This is a genomic window from Sorangium sp. So ce296 (genome assembly GCF_051529605.1).
In the GTDB taxonomy this organism is placed as follows: domain Bacteria; phylum Myxococcota_A; class Polyangia; order Polyangiales; family Polyangiaceae; genus Sorangium; species Sorangium cellulosum_D.
Map to the genome: position 1 here is coordinate 5,176,976 of NZ_CP150325.1, position 16,588 is coordinate 5,193,563.

Annotated in this window: 13 protein-coding genes and 1 CRISPR repeat array; of the genes, 8 read left to right on the forward strand and 5 right to left on the reverse strand. The window is 69.0% G+C overall.

Annotated features, from left to right (window positions below):
• The 5 genes from sppA to WME98_RS19275 all read right to left on the reverse strand — a co-directional run bounded on the left by sppA (window position 1) and on the right by WME98_RS19275 (window position 5,490).
• Window positions 1–2,607, reverse strand: coding sequence for a signal peptide peptidase SppA (sppA, locus tag WME98_RS19255; protein ID WP_437952589.1), 2,607 nt, complete (start codon window positions 2,605–2,607; stop codon window positions 1–3).
• Complete coding sequence (locus WME98_RS19260; protein ID WP_061622903.1) at window positions 2,604–3,101, reverse strand: DUF2505 domain-containing protein; 498 nt, start codon at window positions 3,099–3,101, stop codon at window positions 2,604–2,606. The genes sppA and WME98_RS19260 overlap by 4 nt, the downstream gene beginning before the upstream one ends.
• A 237-nt stretch (window positions 3,102–3,338) precedes the next feature.
• Complete coding sequence (locus WME98_RS19265) at window positions 3,339–3,629, reverse strand: hypothetical protein (RefSeq protein WP_437952590.1); 291 nt, start codon at window positions 3,627–3,629, stop codon at window positions 3,339–3,341.
• Window positions 3,630–4,107: 478 nt separating this feature from the next.
• Window positions 4,108–4,404: a hypothetical protein gene (locus tag WME98_RS19270; protein WP_437952591.1), complete on the reverse strand. Its 297-nt coding sequence runs from the start codon at window positions 4,402–4,404 to the stop codon at window positions 4,108–4,110.
• A gap of 18 nt (window positions 4,405–4,422) precedes the next feature.
• Window positions 4,423–5,490, reverse strand: a complete 1,068-nt coding sequence (locus WME98_RS19275; RefSeq protein WP_437952592.1) for an IS630 family transposase — start codon at window positions 5,488–5,490, stop codon at window positions 4,423–4,425.
• Between the two features lie 397 nt (window positions 5,491–5,887).
• A CRISPR array of direct repeats spans window positions 5,888–7,760; the repeat unit is 38 nt; unit sequence CCCGAAGGGGACATGCCTGCTCAAAGGGCATTGAAACA.
• A gap of 490 nt (window positions 7,761–8,250) precedes the next feature.
• Between WME98_RS19275 and WME98_RS19280 the strand changes: the two genes are divergently transcribed.
• The 8 genes from WME98_RS19280 to tnpC all read left to right on the forward strand — a co-directional run bounded on the left by WME98_RS19280 (window position 8,251) and on the right by tnpC (window position 16,535).
• On the forward strand, window positions 8,251–8,847 hold the full coding sequence (locus tag WME98_RS19280) for a DUF6431 domain-containing protein (RefSeq protein ID WP_437952593.1): 597 nt from the start codon (window positions 8,251–8,253) through the stop codon (window positions 8,845–8,847).
• Window positions 8,848–9,390: 543 nt separating this feature from the next.
• On the forward strand, window positions 9,391–9,795 hold the full coding sequence (locus tag WME98_RS19285; RefSeq protein ID WP_437954008.1) for a hypothetical protein: 405 nt from the start codon (window positions 9,391–9,393) through the stop codon (window positions 9,793–9,795).
• 119 nt (window positions 9,796–9,914) lie between these two features.
• A complete protein-coding gene (locus WME98_RS19290) occupies window positions 9,915–11,270 on the forward strand; it encodes a DDE-type integrase/transposase/recombinase (RefSeq protein WP_437952324.1) in 1,356 nt (451 codons plus the stop codon).
• Window positions 11,267–12,082: an ExeA family protein gene (locus WME98_RS19295; protein WP_437945293.1), complete on the forward strand. Its 816-nt coding sequence runs from the start codon at window positions 11,267–11,269 to the stop codon at window positions 12,080–12,082. The genes WME98_RS19290 and WME98_RS19295 overlap by 4 nt, the downstream gene beginning before the upstream one ends.
• A gap of 383 nt (window positions 12,083–12,465) precedes the next feature.
• Window positions 12,466–13,857, forward strand: coding sequence for a DDE-type integrase/transposase/recombinase (locus WME98_RS19300; protein WP_437952594.1), 1,392 nt, complete (start codon window positions 12,466–12,468; stop codon window positions 13,855–13,857).
• Window positions 13,858–14,120: 263 nt separating this feature from the next.
• Complete coding sequence (tnpA, locus tag WME98_RS19305) at window positions 14,121–14,456, forward strand: IS66 family insertion sequence element accessory protein TnpA (protein ID WP_437952595.1); 336 nt, start codon at window positions 14,121–14,123, stop codon at window positions 14,454–14,456.
• Complete coding sequence (gene tnpB / locus WME98_RS19310) at window positions 14,450–14,926, forward strand: IS66 family insertion sequence element accessory protein TnpB (protein WP_437952596.1); 477 nt, start codon at window positions 14,450–14,452, stop codon at window positions 14,924–14,926. The genes tnpA and tnpB overlap by 7 nt, the downstream gene beginning before the upstream one ends.
• Window positions 14,880–16,535: an IS66 family transposase gene (tnpC, locus tag WME98_RS19315; protein ID WP_437952597.1), complete on the forward strand. Its 1,656-nt coding sequence runs from the start codon at window positions 14,880–14,882 to the stop codon at window positions 16,533–16,535. Before tnpB ends, tnpC begins: the two co-directional genes overlap by 47 nt.
• The last annotated feature ends 53 nt before the right edge of the window (window positions 16,536–16,588 follow it).

Genomic DNA, 16,588 nt, shown 5'->3' on the forward strand with positions numbered 1-16,588 from the left:
TCAGCGCTCCTCGAGCGACGGCGGCGCGGGCTCGTCCTCGCGCGCCGTCGCGGGGGCGCCGAACGAGATCTCGCCGGCGAACTCGCTGCGCGCGAGCGGCCTGTCGGCGCCGAACACGAGGAAGGGCGTGAGGGCGCGCGCGGCGTCGAGCATGACGGGCGGGATGGTCGCCGTCGCGAGCTCGCCCTGGGCCTGCGCCGAGAGGCCGACGAGGCTGAGCGCGTAGCCGAGGAGCGACGTGTCCTCCTCGGGGAGCGACAGGACCGGCGCGTCGCCGGGCAGCTGGCCGAGCCGGCGCGCCTCGGCGAGCGCCTCCCGCAGCCCGCCGACGCGATCGACGAGCCGGCGCTCCAGGGCCTGGGCGCCGGTCCACACGCGCCCGCGCGCGATGGCGTCGACCTCGTCGGGCCGCATGCGCCGGCCCTCGGCGACGCGGGCGACGAACCGGTCGTAGAGCTGCTTGACCTTGACCCCGAGCTGCTCGCGCTCGTCGTCGGTGAACGGCCGGTAGATCGACTCGGCGTCGGCGCGCGGCGACGAGCGGTGCGTCTCGATGCTGACGCCGAGCTTCTGGAGCAGCCCGGTGACGTCGACCTTCCCGTAGAAGATGCCGATGGAGCCGGTGATGGTGGAGCGGTTCGCGAAGATCTGGCCGCCGGCGACGGACGCGTAGTAGCCGCCGCTCGCGGCCTGCGAGCCCATCGAGACGATGAGCGGCTTCACGCGCGCCGTGAGGATCGCCTCGCGGAGGATGACGTCCGACGCGAGCGTCGAGCCGCCGCCGGTCTCCACGCGGAGCACGACGGCGCGGACGTTGTGGTCCTCGCGCGCGCGGCGCAGCGCCCCGGCGATCGTGTACGAGCCCGCGAGCTTGACGCCGAGGAGCGGGATCGACCGGCTCTCGCCGTCGATCATGTCGCCGTCGAGGTAGACGAGGGCGATCTTGGGCGAGTAGCCCCAGCGCTCCGGCGCCTCGTCGCCCGCGTCGTCGTCGACGACGCGGGAGGCGCGCCCCATCACCTCGTCGATGACGCGGCCGAGCTCGTCGTCGTAGGCGAGCAGGTCGACGAGGCCGCTCTGCCGCGCCTCCTGCGCGAGGAACGGGCCGCGCGCGAGCCGCCGCTTGAGCTCCTCGACGGGGATGCGGCGCCCGGCGCTCACCGCGTCGAGGAACGCGCCGCTCAGCTGATCGACCAACGCCTGGTGGTCCTCCTTGCCGACCTGGGTGCTGCCCTCGCGGGCGAACTGCTCGGCGGCGAGCTTGTGCGGGCCGATGCGGACGAGGTCGGCCTGCACGCCGAGCTTCTTGAGGAGCCCGCCGAAGTAGAAGTAGCTCGACGAGATGCCGGAGAAGCGCAGCCCGCCCGCGGGGTTCATGGCGATCGCGTCGGCGTGCGAGCAGACGTGGAGCGCGCGGCCGCCGGCGTCCTCGAGGTGGCAGAGGACCTTCTTGCCGTGGCTCCTGAGGTTGCGGATCGCGTCGGCGACCTCCTCGGCGTGGGCGAGCGAGCTGGCCGGCTCGGCGCGGAGCACGAGCGCGACCCCGGAGACCTCCGGGGCCTCGGCGAGGCGCCAGAGCTGCTGGAGGAGCCGCGTGTGCCTGCGGACGCCCGGGGTCGAGTCGAGGCGGACGCGGACGACGCGGGCCAGCCGCCGGACGCCCGGCTCCGAGAAGCTGCGGAGCGCGACGCTGGTGTAGAAGCCGGTGCCGCTCTTCGTGACGGCGTCCCCGAAGACGCCGCCGCCGGAGACCTGGAGCCCGCCGACGTTGACGTCGAGGCCGGCCATGGCGGCGACCTCGGGGCCGTCCTCGCTGGCGAGGTCGCGCAGCGTCACGTCGCCGCGGAGGGTGCCCACGTAGGGCACGCGCAGGCCGAGCGTCGCGCGCGGCGTGAAGGTGCCGCTCCGGTCGGGGTCGCTGTTCTCGACGTAGGCGGTCTCGAGCCCGATCTCGAGCGCGCGCCTGCCGCCCACGGGCCGCACCGCGACGCCGAAATCGTAGCTGCGCTCGAGGGCCTCGCCGAGGCGGTTCTCGGGGCGGTTCCAGTCGCGCGCGACGGCCGAGAGGGAGAGCCAGGTGAAGGGCCGGAGGGTGATGCCGCTCGTGAGGGAGAAGTACCCGTCGAGCGCCGGCGCGTCGGAGCTGCCCCAGCCGAGCGTGGTGCCGAACGCGAAGCCCGGGCCGGTGTCGAGCGCGAGCCCCCAGCGGAACCACCGCGAGGGGCTGTCGAACGGCGCCGGCGCGGCCCCGGGCGGGTCGAGGAAGTCGAAGCGCAGGCCGGTCGACACGAACCAGAGCGGCACGCCGAGCGCGAACGCGTGGCCGCGCGCGGGCAGCGGCGAGGCCGAGCCCGTGGAGACCCAGGTCCACCGGAGCTCCGTGCCTGGGAGGAAGGAGAGGTTCGCGGGGTTCACCGCGATGGCCGAGGTGTCGTCGCTGCTGGCGACGGGCTTGCCCGGGTCGGGGATCGGCTGCGCGGGGCCGTCGGTCGGCGCGGCGAGCGCGGTGGTCGCGCTGGCGAGCGCGCACAGGCCGAGGAGCGCGGCGGCGGTGCGGGCGAAGCGGGCGCGGCGGGCGGGGGTCTCGGGGCGGGGTAGGTCGTTCATGCGGTGACGAGCTCCCGGAGCGTATCCGCTTCGGCGTCGTACGTCCGCTGGACCTCGGCGAGGGCGAGGCGTTCGACGAGGGGGCCGAGCAGGCGCAGCCGGATCTGGATGTCGCCGTCGACGCGGCGGCGGGTGCGCCCCTGGGGCAGGCGCTCGAGCCGGTAGGTGCCTGCGGAGCGGAAGTAGCTGCGCCACTGCTCCTTCGGGCTGACCTGCCACGTGGAGGCGTGATCGGAGAGCCGGTAGGTCGAGCGCTCCTCCCAGGACATGGCGTCCTTGGCGACGGGGTAGTCCTTGAAGATCGGCAGCGGCGCGCTGGCCTGGAAGCGGAGGATGCGGAGGAGCTCGCCGTCGCGGAGCGCGTGCTCGACGGTGACGACGCTCTCGAGGGAGGCGACCTTGGTGGCCAGCCGCGGCCCGAGCTCCGGCGACAGCACGGCGAGCTCGACGGCGTCGAGGGGGGCGTCGAGCTCGTGACAGATGGTGAAGTGCACACGGCCTTCTAACACGCCCTCTTCGAGGATCGGGTGGGGGAGGGAGAGGTGCGGTCGCGGGCGTGAGGGGATCGGGCGCCGGAGCGAGAGGAGCGGGCGCTGGAGCGAGAGGATTGGGCGCCGGAGCGAGAGGATCGGGTGCGGGCGTGAGAGGATCGGGTGCGGGCGTGAGAGGATCGGGCGCGGGCGTGAGAGGATCGGGTGCGGGCGTGAGAGCATTGCGTCCCGCGGGCGATGTTAGGCTTCCGCGGTCAGCTCCGGGCTCGATGCCGGGGCGGTGACGGGCGCGATGGGCTTGGCCTTCTCGCGGGAGCGCCGGCGCAGGCGGCGCGCCAGGGAGGTGAGCTCGCGTTCCGCGACGCTCACCGGCATGTCGGGGGCAGCCGCGTAGTTCGGGTCCAGCGCGAGGAGCGCCCCGTCGGCGGTGGGGTCGTGGCGCGAGGAGGCCGGGGGCTTTGTTCGCGGCCCCTGCGTCTTCCTGGATGTGGATGATCTGGGCTCGGTCTTGCTGGCTACCGGTTTGCTCATGGCAGTTCGTGTCGGGGGCACAGGTTCCCTCCTGGTTCAGGACAACCGGGCGATGGTCGCGCCCTGGGACGGGGAGTCAAGCGCGTTCGGGCAGTGGTGGGCGTCGGGAGATTGCTGGGCTTGGGGCTTGGACGGGTGGGGCCCGGGGGCGGGATCCCTGGCGGGGTGGGGAGAGGAGAAGAAGAGAGTGGTTGTCGTTGGCTGACGGCCGCGCGTGGGATGCGCCGCCCGCGGCCCCGGCGTCCTCACGGGCGAGAACGCAGGCGCGAGGGGCCGTTCGACGTCGGCCGGATGGCTGCCGGGTGGACGCGCGCGAGCGCTGGGGCTTGACGGCCGAACGCCCCACGGCGACACTGCTTAGGCTACGTGGCGCGGGTGGGCATGCTCTTTGGCAAGGTAGAGGCCGTCAGCCGGCGCTAGTACCGCGTCGCCTAAGTTCGTACCTGGTTCCGCGAGAGGTCTTGCCAAGCCTTCCCGATCAGACGACAGGCGTCAGCATCCAGGGGAAGTCGTGCACCAGGACGTCGAGGATGTCCTTGAGGGGCGCGCGGATGCCCGTCGGCTCCCAGCGCCCGGAATGTGTGGCAATCTCAAGCCTCCAGAGCTGGACGGTGCCGCGCCGCAGGCGCGCATGCGGGATGGGGTCGTCGTCGGGACCGGACTCGATGACGACCAGCTCGCCGCGCTTGCGAGCGCGCAGGTGGGGGAATCCGCGTGCTGACAGCCGCGAGGCGACGGCTTCGGCGTGTACCGGGTCGGCGTGGAGCTTGGCCATGACGGGCCGAGCGTCAGCTCAGGCCGCTCGAGGATGCAAGGTGCGGCGAAACCGGCCGCGGAAGGTCCAGCGGAAGGGGCGCGCCTCGACCCGGTTCCAGTGCTCCACGAAGGCAAGAACGCGAGCGGTCAGCTCGTGCACCGAGCGGAACGCGGCATGCTTCAGCACACGCCGCGTCAGGATGCTGAACCACACCTCGACCTGATTGACCCAGGAGGCATGCAGCGGCGTGTACACGAAGTGAAAGCGACCACCGTGGCGCGTGTTGAATTCGGCCCACCGTGGACCGCTGTGGATGTTGAGGTTGTCCCAGACGATGTAGACCGGTCCCGCCGGGTAGCGCTCGGCCACCCGCTCCATGAACGCGAGCAGATCGTGGGCCTTACGCGTGGGGCCGCAGGCGGCGAGGACCTCGCCCGTGCGGATGTTGAAGCTCGCGATCAGGGTGCGGGTGCCGCGGCGGCGGTACTCGAACTCCTTACGGCCGGGGCGACCTGGACCGCACGCTCGCGGAGCGAAGCGTTGCTCCCGCGCCTGCATCCCTGGCTTCTCGTCGATGCACAGCACCGTCGCTCCCTCGGGCGGCTGCACGTACAGGCGGCAGATCTTCGCTACCTTGGGTCGGAAGTCTGGGTCCGGGCTGTGCAACCAGAGCCGGACGCGATGCGGCTTTAAGTTGGCGCCCTCGAGGATCCTCCAGACCTCGGTCCGGCTCATCTGCACGCCGGTCGACCCGGCGAGCGCATCGGCCAGTGTTTTGAGGGTCCAGACCTGCTCGAACGGCGACTTGTCGTCGGGAGGCCGCTGGCAGGCGAGCTTGATGAGCTCGTGATGCACCTCGAGCGAGATGCGCGCTGGCCGGCCCCTGCGGTAGTCGTCTTCCAGTGCCAGGGGGTCCTCGAGCGCGGCCATGCGCTCGCGCCATTTGCGCACCGTCTTGACGTCACAGCCTACCTGCTCAGCGATCCCGGCGTTGGACAGCCCCTGCTCGGCAAGCAGCGCGATCTTCGCCCGCACGACGATGCGGTGCGGAAGCTTCAAAGAGCGCGCGTAGCGGGCCAGGCGCTTGCGTACCTTCGGCGGCAACTTGACGGGCGTAGCTTTCGGTCCGGGCATCCGGCCGGTGCGACCGGCCCCGAGCAACGAAATTCAAAAAGACCGAAGAGCGCACGGCGATGAGAAAAACGGCGCTGCTGGACGCAACGCATGCGGAGATGCCTCACGCTCCGCACCCCCTCTCCTCGCTCGGCACCTTCTGGCGCGCAGAACCAGGGAGGAACTTAGGCGACGCGGTACTAGCCGGAGAGGATGCCGTTTCCGGCGGCGGATTAGCGAATCGCGCAAGTGACCGGAAGGATTCGCTTATTCGCGCCGAGGCGTCTCGTTGAGGACGCGAAGTGAAGCGGGCGAGCGGAGCGCTGGCGCGGGGTTAGCGGAATGCCTTGGGTAAGTGGTGAATATTGTTATGGATTTGGATGGGGCTCCCGAAGGGGACATGCCTGCTCAAAGGGCATTGAAACAGATGATCAGTTGGTGCTGACATGATTTTCTCCTTGCGTTCGCCCCGAAGGGGACATGCCTGCTCAAAGGGCATTGAAACCGCTGTCGAACCCCGTCACGTTATCCTTGCCGTCCTCGCCCCCCGAAGGGGACATGCCTGCTCAAAGGGCATTGAAACGCGTTCTCGATTTCGCCTTCGTGCGGGATCGGCTGAGCCCCCGAAGGGGACATGCCTGCTCAAAGGGCATTGAAACAAGGAGATGGATGGAGAGCGAGGTGGGGTCGATAGTCTCCCGAAGGGGACATGCCTGCTCAAAGGGCATTGAAACAGGGAAGGGAGCAGCGCGAGATGTGATGGCTGCTCCCTTCCCGAAGGGGACATGCCTGCTCAAAGGGCATTGAAACAAAAAAGCGGTTGAGCCCTACCACACGCGTGGCAGGGCCCCGAAGGGGACATGCCTGCTCAAAGGGCATTGAAACGCGCCGCGATCTGAGCAGGTGGCGGTTGGCTCGGATATTCCCGAAGGGGACATGCCTGCTCAAAGGGCATTGAAACAGGGGCGATAACAGGCTTCCCGCCGCCCGATAAATTGCTCCCCGAAGGGGACATGCCTGCTCAAAGGGCATTGAAACAGTTGCACTTTCCCTCCAGCACGCATGAGGAAGGGGAGGCCCGAAGGGGACATGCCTGCTCAAAGGGCATTGAAACATCGTGATCCCACTGCACGAGCAGGAAGTAGTCGCAGGGCCCCGAAGGGGACATGCCTGCTCAAAGGGCATTGAAACAGTAACAAGCAGCGACTTTTGCGTTTCCATGATCCCCCCATCCCGAAGGGGACATGCCTGCTCAAAGGGCATTGAAACAGTTCTCGTAGCACTTGTCCTCCTCGTCTTGGCAGTCCCCGAAGGGGACATGCCTGCTCAAAGGGCATTGAAACAGCTTGATGAAATCCTTGAGAACCACGGCCGAAACGCCCGAAGGGGACATGCCTGCTCAAAGGGCATTGAAACATTTCCGGTTCGACACCCCGAATGTTAGCTGTATCCAGTCCCGAAGGGGACATGCCTGCTCAAAGGGCATTGAAACAGCTTCCGCCTCCCGGCTCATCATCGTCGTCCCTCATCAACCCGAAGGGGACATGCCTGCTCAAAGGGCATTGAAACACCCACTCGGATCTTGCTATCATCCTCCATGCGGTACACCCGAAGGGGACATGCCTGCTCAAAGGGCATTGAAACAAGTCGATCGTGAGACAAGTGGCTTCCTGCTGCTCATACGCCCGAAGGGGACATGCCTGCTCAAAGGGCATTGAAACAGCATTCCGAGCTCATCTTCCACAGTGCAACCCATCGCGCCCGAAGGGGACATGCCTGCTCAAGGGGCATTGAAACACGCATCCGTTCTCCGGGCCATCCTCGTCGATGCACTCGACCCGAAGGGGACATGCCTGCTCAAAGGGCATTGAAACATTCAGTTGCTCCTCCTGTCAAAAGTGCCATGCCGGAGACCCGAAGGGGACATGCCTGCTCAAAGGGCATTGAAACAGCAATTGGAGGATGGCGGAGCGGGCGAATGCATCTGCAGTCCCGAAGGGGACATGCCTGCTCAAAGGGCATTGAAACATTCAGATCCTGACAAAGCTGTACGCAAGAGCTGTCATCAGCCCGAAGGGGACATGCCTGCTCAAAGGGCATTGAAACGGGCAAGCGTAGGTCTCGAGCTCCTGGATGAAGAGCTGGGCACGAAGGAGACATGCCTGCTCAAAGAGCATTGAAACACTGACTCCTACTCCCTCGTCACCTACGCATCGGAGGTGGCCCGAAGGAGACATGCCTGCTCAAAGGGCATTGAAGCTGGCGCCTGGGCACACCGCCTGCTTGGTGGGCGACGGCTCCCTATTACCGCGCCCTCCCAAAAGTGGAGTTCGCCCCGATCTCGATCCCTGTTCGTGATGGCTATCTCCTGAGTGGTCCGTGCTCCTCCATCATGGAGTCGGTACCGAGCGGGGAGAGGAAGCCGGGGTGGATGCAGCGGCTCCGTCGTCGGTCGGCGCTCGCCGTCGTGGATTCCGTGTTCTCACCAGAAATTCTCACAGAATCTTGGACCCAAAGCTACATCGCTTCCGTTGTCATGCGTTCCGGCTCCTTGCCCTAAATTACCAGTGCACGTTGCTCCACGTCAGCACCGCCGCTGACGTAAGGCCGGGCCGACGGAGCGGAGCATCGGCGCGAGGCCGGCCACAAAATAGGTGACGAGGGGATGCGTGTTGTGGCGACCCGTCCTCCCCTCGTCGTGCTCCGAGCACCATGCAGGAGCGGAGCTCATGCAGGATCGTTCAAGCCGACGTGGATATCAAGCGCTGGATGACGGTGCTGCCAACGATTGAGCACCTGCGGCCGGCGCGCTGTCCCTGCTGCGACGCGGCCGGCCGACCCGTCGACGGCCCGCTGGTGATGCGTGGCCACGGCCTGCGCGAGCGTCAGGTGTACGGCCCGCTCGAGGCGGGCGGCGCTCCGCAGCAGGTCACGGTGCAGGCTCGGCGCTACCGCTGCAGCGCCTGCCGCGCGGTCGTGCTCGTGGTGCCTCGCGGGCTGCTGCCCCGGCGGCGCTACTCCGCGGCGGCGATCGGCTGGGTGCTCGCGCGCATCGGACTCGACGGCGCGACCACGCCCGTCGTCCGCGCCGAGGTCTGCTGCTCCACGATCCTGGGCGTCGCGGCGGCCGAGCGGTGGCTCGCGCCGTCGAGATGGATCGAGGCCAGTCGCCGCGGGCAGCTGTTCCTCCGGCTCGGGCGCCATGGCGCCGAGAGCACCCGCGCGCAGGTCGCCGAGCGGACGGCGATGCAGCTCGTCGCGCTGTCGCCGCGAGGCCGCGCCGGCGACCGTGTATTGCCGCCCGGTCTCGATGATGCTCCAGCCCCTCACATCGAGCATGCTGCGTGATGGTGAGGAGCTCTACGCAGCGAAGATGGCCATCATGGAGGGCGCTCGCTCCGCGTACGCAACGAGGGAGGACGACACCCCTGAAGCCGCGGTACCTACATTCCGGCCAGCTGCCCCGAATTCTCATCGGAAGGAGCTACCGGCACGTGACTGCATCTATTCCGGCCACCGCTCGAAAATTACCACCCATCGTTGCTCCCACGCCCGCCTCACGACGGGGTAGGTCCACCAGCGGAGCGGAGCAGCGGCGCGGTGCCGGCCACAAAATAGGCGACGAGGAGACCTGATCTTGGCCGACAGCCTCCTCGTCGTGCTCCGGTTCTTGTGCCCAGGAATCGAAGCGGTCGCAGTGTTATCCAGAGCGCCATCGACATCAAGCGCTGGCAGCAGCAACCCCCCTCGGTCGTCGAAGCGCGCCCTGCTCGCTGCCCCGCCTGCGGCGTCGCGAGTTGTCCGCTCGGAGGCGCCATCCAGCTCCAAGGTCACGGCAGGCGCGAGCGGCAGGTCTGGGGCCCTGCCAGCCCGGACCAACCGCCCGAGGTGATGCCGGTCACCGCCCGCCGCTACCGCTGCCTCCGTTGCGGCGCCGTGCTCCTCGTCGTTCCTCGCGGTGTGCTCGGTCGGCGCACGTACAGCGCCGCCGCGATAGGCTTCGCCCTCGCGCTCTGGGGCCTCGCGCTCGCGACGGCAGCCGAGGTCCGGCGGCGCGTGGGCCCGGCGAGGATCCTCGGCGACAGCGCCGTCACCGGCTGGGCCACGCTGCGCCGGTGGGCGCGCGATGTCGCGCAGCGACGTCTCTTTGCGGAAGCCCCCGGCCCAGGCCCACCCGCATCCCTTCGTCAGAGCGCGGCCAGCGCCGCGGCAGCGCTCGCGGCGAGCGCTGCCCCAACGACCCGGGCGCTGCCGATCGAGCACCGCGCCTTCCTCGGCGCCGCGCACGCGGCGTGAGGGCCTCTGCCCTTTCAGAGTCCCAATCGTACAGCCCACCTGAGAGGATCCCTGCCGAAAACGCCGCCGATCCCGGACAAGGACCGCGCGCCAGCAAGGCGCAGAAAGGACCTGTTCGAATGGCTCTCGGCCCCGCCGACCACGCCGAGACCGTGGCGATCTATCGCGCCACGGTCATCGGCCCTCTGATGCACCGCGTGCTCACCCACGGCCAGCTCGCCGCCGAGCTGCGCACGCTCAGCGAGCAGCGGTTTCGCCCGCCGGGCGCGCACAGCACGCGCACCTACTCGGTGCCCACGCTCCAGCGCTGGCTGTACGCCTATCGCGCAGCTGGCCTCGACGGCCTGCGTCCGCAGCCACGCAGCGATCGAGGCTTCGCGCAGCGGCTGCCTGAAGAGCTGCGTGCGTTGCTGCTCGATATCCGGCGCGAGCATCCCTACGCCTCGGTGCCGCTCATCCTCAAGACGCTCGTCGATGACGGACGCCTCGAAGCGGGCAAGGTCTCCGAGCCCACCGTACGGCGCCTGTACGCGGCGCACGGACTTCGCCGCCGCGCTGCGCGCGCCGAGGGCGAGCCGAAGACGCGGCTGCGCTGGCAAGCCGAGCGCCCCGGCGCGCTCTGGCACGGTGACGTCTGTCACGTGACCGGCTGCACCGTCGGCGGCAAAGCGATGCCGCTCCGCATCCACGGGCTGCTCGACGACGCCTCTCGCTACGTCGTCGCGCTCGAGGCGCACACCACCGAGAAAGAGGTCGACATGCTCGGCATGACCGTCGACGCCCTGCGCCGTCACGGCAAGCCCGACGCGCTCTATCTCGACAACGGCTCGACCTACCGCGGCGACATCCTCAAGACCGCGTGCGCGCGGCTCGGCATCACGCTCCTGCACGCAAAGCCCTACGACCCCGAGGCGCGCGGCAAGATGGAGCGCTTCTGGCGCACGCTGCGCGAAGGGTGCCTCAACTACCTCGGTGCCGTGGCCTCGCTCGTCGACATCAACACGACGCTCCGCGCCTTCCTCGACAGGCGCTACCACCCGGCGCCACACGCGGGCCTGCTCGGCAAGACCCCGGCGCAGCTCTACGCAGCCCGCCCCGCCGGAGACAGCGCCGTCGATGAGAAGGCGCTACGCAGCGCGCTCACCGAGCGTACCCGGCGCCGCGTCTCGGGCGACAACATCGTCTCAGTCGACGGCATCGCCTGGCAGCTCGACCAGGGCTACCTCGCTGGCCAGATCGTCTCTGTCGCCCGGTGCTTCATCGCGCCGGACGAGCCGCCGTGGGTCGAGCACGAGGGCAAGCGCCTCATGCTGCATCCGGTCGACCCGCAGCGCAACGCGCGGCGCAAGCGGCCTCCGTGCGGCGGCCCAGCGGCGGATAAGCCGACGCGCCCGGTGGACTTCAACCCCGCGCGGACGCTCGGCCGCCGGGCGGGCGGAGGCGAGGACACCGGCGAGGCCGGAGGTGCAGCGTGAGCGAATCATACGTCCGCTTCTTCACCCTCTCGGCTGCGCCCTTCTCCAAGGAGATCCAGGACGGCGAGCTGTGGCTGCCGCCCTCCAAGGAGCAGCTCGTCGAGGAGGTGTGCGAGGCCGTGCACGAGCACGCCCAGGTGCTGCTGGTCGGCGAGCCCGGCGCCGGCAAGACGTGTGTGCTGCGGGCCGTGCGTCATCGGTTGCCGCAGGCAGGCTTCCGGTTGACCTACTGCCACAATGCCACACTGGGCCGTCGCGACTTCTATCGTCAGCTCTGCCATGCGCTCGGCCTCAACCCCGCTGCAACCGCGGCGGCCGTCTTCTACGCCGTCAGCGCGCATGTCGAGACACTCGGCCGCGAGCGTATTCACCCGGTCTTTCTGCTGGACGAAGCGCATCTGCTCCACCAGGACACGCTTGATCATCTCCACATCCTGCTCAACTACGAATGGGACAGTCGTGCGCTGCTGTCGCTGATCCTGGTAGGGCTCCCTGACCTCCAAGATCGGCTCGAGCTGCGCAAGAATCGCTCGCTGTACTCGCGGATCGAGCGGCGTCTGTCGATTGGTCCAATGGTCCCCGACGATACCGGCCAGTACGTGCGGCTACGGATGAGCCGCGCCGGCGCCGACCGCGAGGTCTTCACCGCCGACGCCCTCCTCCTGCTGCACGAGGCGGCCGGATCGAGCCTGCGCGAGATCGACCGCATGGCCACCGCCGCGCTGCGCGAGGCAGCGCGGCGCAAGAAGAAGCTCGTCGAGCGCGAGGTGATGTCCCACATCGTCGGCGACCTGGGGACGGACGGCAGCTGACGCTGGACCGAGGCGGCGGGAACGCCCTCGGCGCCGGCGCAGGAGCGCCTCTTCGGCGCCAACGTCGGCGGACACGCGGTGATGGCCATCGCGAGGCAGCCCGCGGCGCACGCCGGAGCGATGGCCATCGCCCTCCTTGACCGCAACGGAGCACGCCCGCGATGGCCATCAAGGGGCCTGCTCGGCGAGCCATCAGCCAGCCTGAGCGTCAACACCGTGCCGCTCACCTGGCGTTCCGCGGCGCCGCGCTCGCCGCGTGATGCCCATCCGCAGGCAAACGCGCGCTCCGGCGACTCCACCACACAGGATCGGGCACGGCGGCCGGCAGATGAGGCACGGGATCCACACGGGTCGTCGAAACGCACCCGTGGAAAGGACCGTTCGTGGACATCCTCAAACCCAAAGATCACGCGGAGGAAATCGCCATTTTCCGCCATGGTGTCATCGGGCAGATCTGCGCTCGTGATCTCGAGCACGGCGACCTCGCCCAAGCGCTACGCACCCTCTCGATGCAGCGCCTGCGTCCGCCCGGGAGCGCGTGCACGCGCTCTTTCTCGATACCGACCCTGGAGCGCTGGCTCTATGCCTATCGCCGGCGGGGGCTCGAAGGTCTGCGCCCTCGCGCCCGTCGCGACCGCGGGCGCGGCCGCGAGCTCGACCCCGTGCTGCGGCAGCTCTTGTGCGACATCCGGCGGGAGCACCCGGATGCCTCGGTGCCGCTCATCCTGCGCACGCTCCGCGCCGACGGACGGCTGTGCGCCACGGTCAGCGCCTCGACCGTGCGCCGCCTCTTCCGTCAAGAGGGGCTCGACAAGATCCCGCAGCGCGACGGCAAGGGGCCGACGACCCGGCTCAAGTGGCAAGCCGACCACCCCGATGCGCTCTGGCACGGCGACGTCTGTCACGGCCCCACACTCCATCTCGCCGGGCGCAGGGTCACCGTCCGAATCCACGCCTTGCTCGACGATGCTTCGCGCTTCATCCTGGTTACCTCGGTCGAGAGCGACGAGAAGGAAGACACCATGTTGCGGCTGCTCGTCCGCGCCCTCCGGCTCTACGGCGTTCCAAGCGCGCTTTATCTGGACAACGGCGCTACCTGCCGGGGTGATGCCTTGCGCCTCTTCTGCTCGCGCCTCGGAATCACCCTGCTCCACGCGCGCCCTTACGACCCGCAGGCGCGCGGCAAGATGGAGAGATTCTGGCGGACGCTTCGAGAAAACGTGCTCGACCACCTGGGCTCGATCACCTCGCTGGAGGACATCTCCTCTCGTATTCAGGCCTTCGTCGACGTCCACTACCACCCGTCCCCGCACGCCGGTCTGATGGGGCGCGCGCCAGGGCTCGTGTACGCGCCCGGGCAGCGCGAGATCGACCCCCTCTCCGAGGCTCGTCTGCGCGAAGCGCTCACACTCCGGCAGCGTCGGCGCGTGCGCCGCGATACCACCGTCTCCGTCCGAGGGCGGCTCTACGAGCTCGATCACGGCTACCTCGCCGGCCGTGTCGTGACCGTCGCCTATTGCCTGCTCGACGAGCCTCTCGCCCCGGTCGTCGAGATTGAGGGACAGCGGATCCCGCTTCGCCTCGTCGACCCGGTACACAATGCACACGTCAAGCGGCCTCCGCGCCGCGTCACGCAGAGCGGCGCGTCACCCGCGGGGCAGCCGGTCGCCTTCGACCCAGCCGGCGCCCTGCTCGTCAAGAGCGCGCGCGACGCGGCTCTGGCCGCTGGCGCAGTCGACGTCGACGCAGAGGAGGATCTCGATGCGATCTTCTGAGCTCGGCTTCTTCGGCCTCCGCACCGCCCCCTTCTCCAAGGAGCTCGACGATGCCGAGCTGTGGCTGCCCACGTCGAAGCAGGTGCTCGTCGACGATCTCGAAGCCGCGCTCCTCGAGCGCGCCAGCGTGCTCCTCGTCGGTGAGCCGGGGGTCGGCAAAACGTGTGTGCTACGGGCCTTGCGGCGTAAGCGCCCGACCAACGCCATCGTGACGGCCCGTGCGGCGCCGGTTAGCTGTTCCCATCGCGACGAAGGAGGAAGCGATGGCGACGAGAGTGGAGTGGGCCGAGCGGGTGCAGCGATGGGAGCGGAGCGGGCTGAGCGCCGAGCAGTTCGCACGACGCGAGGGGTACAAGGCCAAGCAGCTGTACTGGTGGCGCTGGAAGCTGCGGGCTGACGGGGGCTCGCAGCCGTCGCCGCCGTCGGCAGAGGCGCCGCGCTTTCTGCCGGTGCACGTGGTGGCCGACACATCGCCGGCGACGACGGAGCCGATCGAGATCGCGCTGCCCAACGGCCGGGTGGTCCGTGTTCGGCCGGGCTTCGACCCGGCCACGCTCGAGCGGGTGCTGGCGCTCGCTGCCGAGGAGGTGCCGTGCTGACGCTGCCGCCGTCGGTGCGCGTCTACGTCGCGGCCGAGCCGACCGACCTGCGGAAGAGCTTCGATGGCCTTTCGGCGCTGGTCGCGCAGTGCTTCGGAGCCGATCCCCTCTGCGGGCATCTGTTCGTGTTCAGGAATCGGCGAGGCGACCAGATCCGGATTTTGTTCTGGGATCGCACTGGGTACATGCTTGTGGCGAAGAAGCTGGCGTGCGGAAGGTTCCACTTGGCGCGCGACGTGCCGCAAGGGGCGACGCACGTCGAGGTCGAGTCCGCGGAGCTGTCGCTGATGCTCGAAGGGCTGGACCTGTCGACCGCGACACGGCGCAAGCGCTGGCGCCCGAAGAGGGCCGAGACGGAGAAAACTCCGTCTGAAAACGGAACGCCTTGTTTGTCCGGCGCGCCGTGGATACATGGCGCGCCCGATGACCGAGCCGCCCGCACCGCCCGCCAAGCTACCCGTCGACATTGAGGATGTCCGGCTCAAGCTCGAGCAGCTGGCAGCCGAGGGGCGCATCGCGGACCTCATCGAGCTGGTCGTCCAGCTGCTCGTCGGGCAGCGAGACACCAACACCGCGCTGAGCGTCCGGCTGGCCAACGCGCTTCGTGAGCTGTACGGCCGCAAGAGCCAGAAGGTCAGCTCCGAGCAGCTGTCGCTCATGCTCGCGGCGCTCGGCGACGCGGAGCAGAAGGGCGGCGAGCCCGCGCCTGCTCCCTCGAACGAGGCGGCAGCGACAGAGCCGGGCGACGGCCCCGTCCCGCAGCCGCCTGATCCTCCGAAGCCTCCGCGCGGCCGTGGTGGCCGCGCGCCGCTGCCCAGGGACCTGCCGCGCGAGGAGCGCGTCATCCAGGTCCCTGAGGCCGAGCGCGCCTGCGAGCACTGCGGGGAGACGAAACAGTGCATCGGCTATCGCACCAGCGAGGTCCTCGAGTTCGTGCCGGCCCAGTTCCGGATCATCGAGGAGAAGCGCGAGAAGCTGGCCTGCCCCGCCTGCCCCGAGGAGGGCGTCGTCACCGCGGCGAGCGAGAAGGTCATGGATCGGGGCCGACCGGGACCGGGCCTGCTCGCGCACATCCTCGTGCACAAGTACCACGATTCGACGCCGCTCTACCGGCAAACGCAGCAGTACGAGCGCAGCGGCGTGTCGCTGTCGCCCTCGACCCTCGGCGACTGGGCGGCGTTCGGGGTCGACGTGCTCACCCCGGTCGCCGACCGCATCTTCGAGCGGGTGGTCGAGGCGTTCTACCTGCATGTGGACGACACGGGCCTGCGCGTGCTCGATCGCGATCATCCCAACGGGGTCAAGCGCGGGCATGTCTGGTCGTTCGCGGCCCAGGTCGATGATGGCACCAAGCTGGTTGCGTTTCGTTATGCCCCGGACTGGAGCTCGAAGCGGCCGGCCGTGATGCTCGCCGGCTTCTGCGGGTACATGCAGGGCGACGGCTACGCCGGCTATGACGCGATGGAGGACGAGGACGGCGCCCCCGTGGTGCCTGACGAGCGCCGTCTCGGCTGCGGCATGCACATCCGCGCCAAGTTCGAGAAGGCGGCGAAGAGCGGCGATGCGCGCGCCGCCATCGCGCTGTCGTACTTCAAGACGATCTACCGGGTGGAGGCCGCCTGCAAGGCCGAAGGACTGGGGCCCGATGCGCGCAAAGAGCGACGCGACGAGCAGGCGCTCGGCGCGGTCGATGAGCTGTATCGGTGGATTCGCGAGCTGCACCCGCGGCTCGTACCGAAGACACCGCTCTACGAAGCGACCCGCTACGCGCTCGGTCAAGAGGCGGCGTGGCGGCGCTGCTTCACCGACGGTCGATTCGAGATCGACAACGGTGAGGCCGAGCGAAGCCTGCGGCGTATCTCGATCGGCCGGAAGAACTACCTGTTTGCCGGCTCGGACAAGGGAGCAGAGCGCCTCGCCCGTGCGTATACCGTCTTCGGCTCCTGCCAGCTGAACGGCATCGACCCGCTGGCGTGGGCCACGGACGTCATCGGCAAGCTGCAAGCCGGCTGGCCGCTGTCGCGCCTGGACGAGCTGTTGCCCGACGCCTGGGGCAAGTCGCCGGCGACCGACGCGTGAGCCGAGGCCCCCCCGGGGGGGCGGCGGCTGATCGAACAGATCGCGGGGAGCGC

Coding starts and splice junctions, on each gene's coding strand:
- tnpA (WP_437952595.1), top strand. CDS start 14,121: ATGGCGACGAGAGTGGAGTGGGCCGAGCGGGTGCAGCGATGGGAGCGG.
- tnpC (WP_437952597.1), top strand. CDS start 14,880: ATGACCGAGCCGCCCGCACCGCCCGCCAAGCTACCCGTCGACATTGAG.
- sppA (WP_437952589.1), bottom strand. CDS start 2,607: ATGAACGACCTACCCCGCCCCGAGACCCCCGCCCGCCGCGCCCGCTTC.
- WME98_RS19285 (WP_437954008.1), top strand. CDS start 9,391: ATGCCGGTCACCGCCCGCCGCTACCGCTGCCTCCGTTGCGGCGCCGTG.
- WME98_RS19270 (WP_437952591.1), bottom strand. CDS start 4,404: ATGGCCAAGCTCCACGCCGACCCGGTACACGCCGAAGCCGTCGCCTCG.
- WME98_RS19265 (WP_437952590.1), bottom strand. CDS start 3,629: ATGAGCAAACCGGTAGCCAGCAAGACCGAGCCCAGATCATCCACATCC.
- WME98_RS19290 (WP_437952324.1), top strand. CDS start 9,915: ATGGCTCTCGGCCCCGCCGACCACGCCGAGACCGTGGCGATCTATCGC.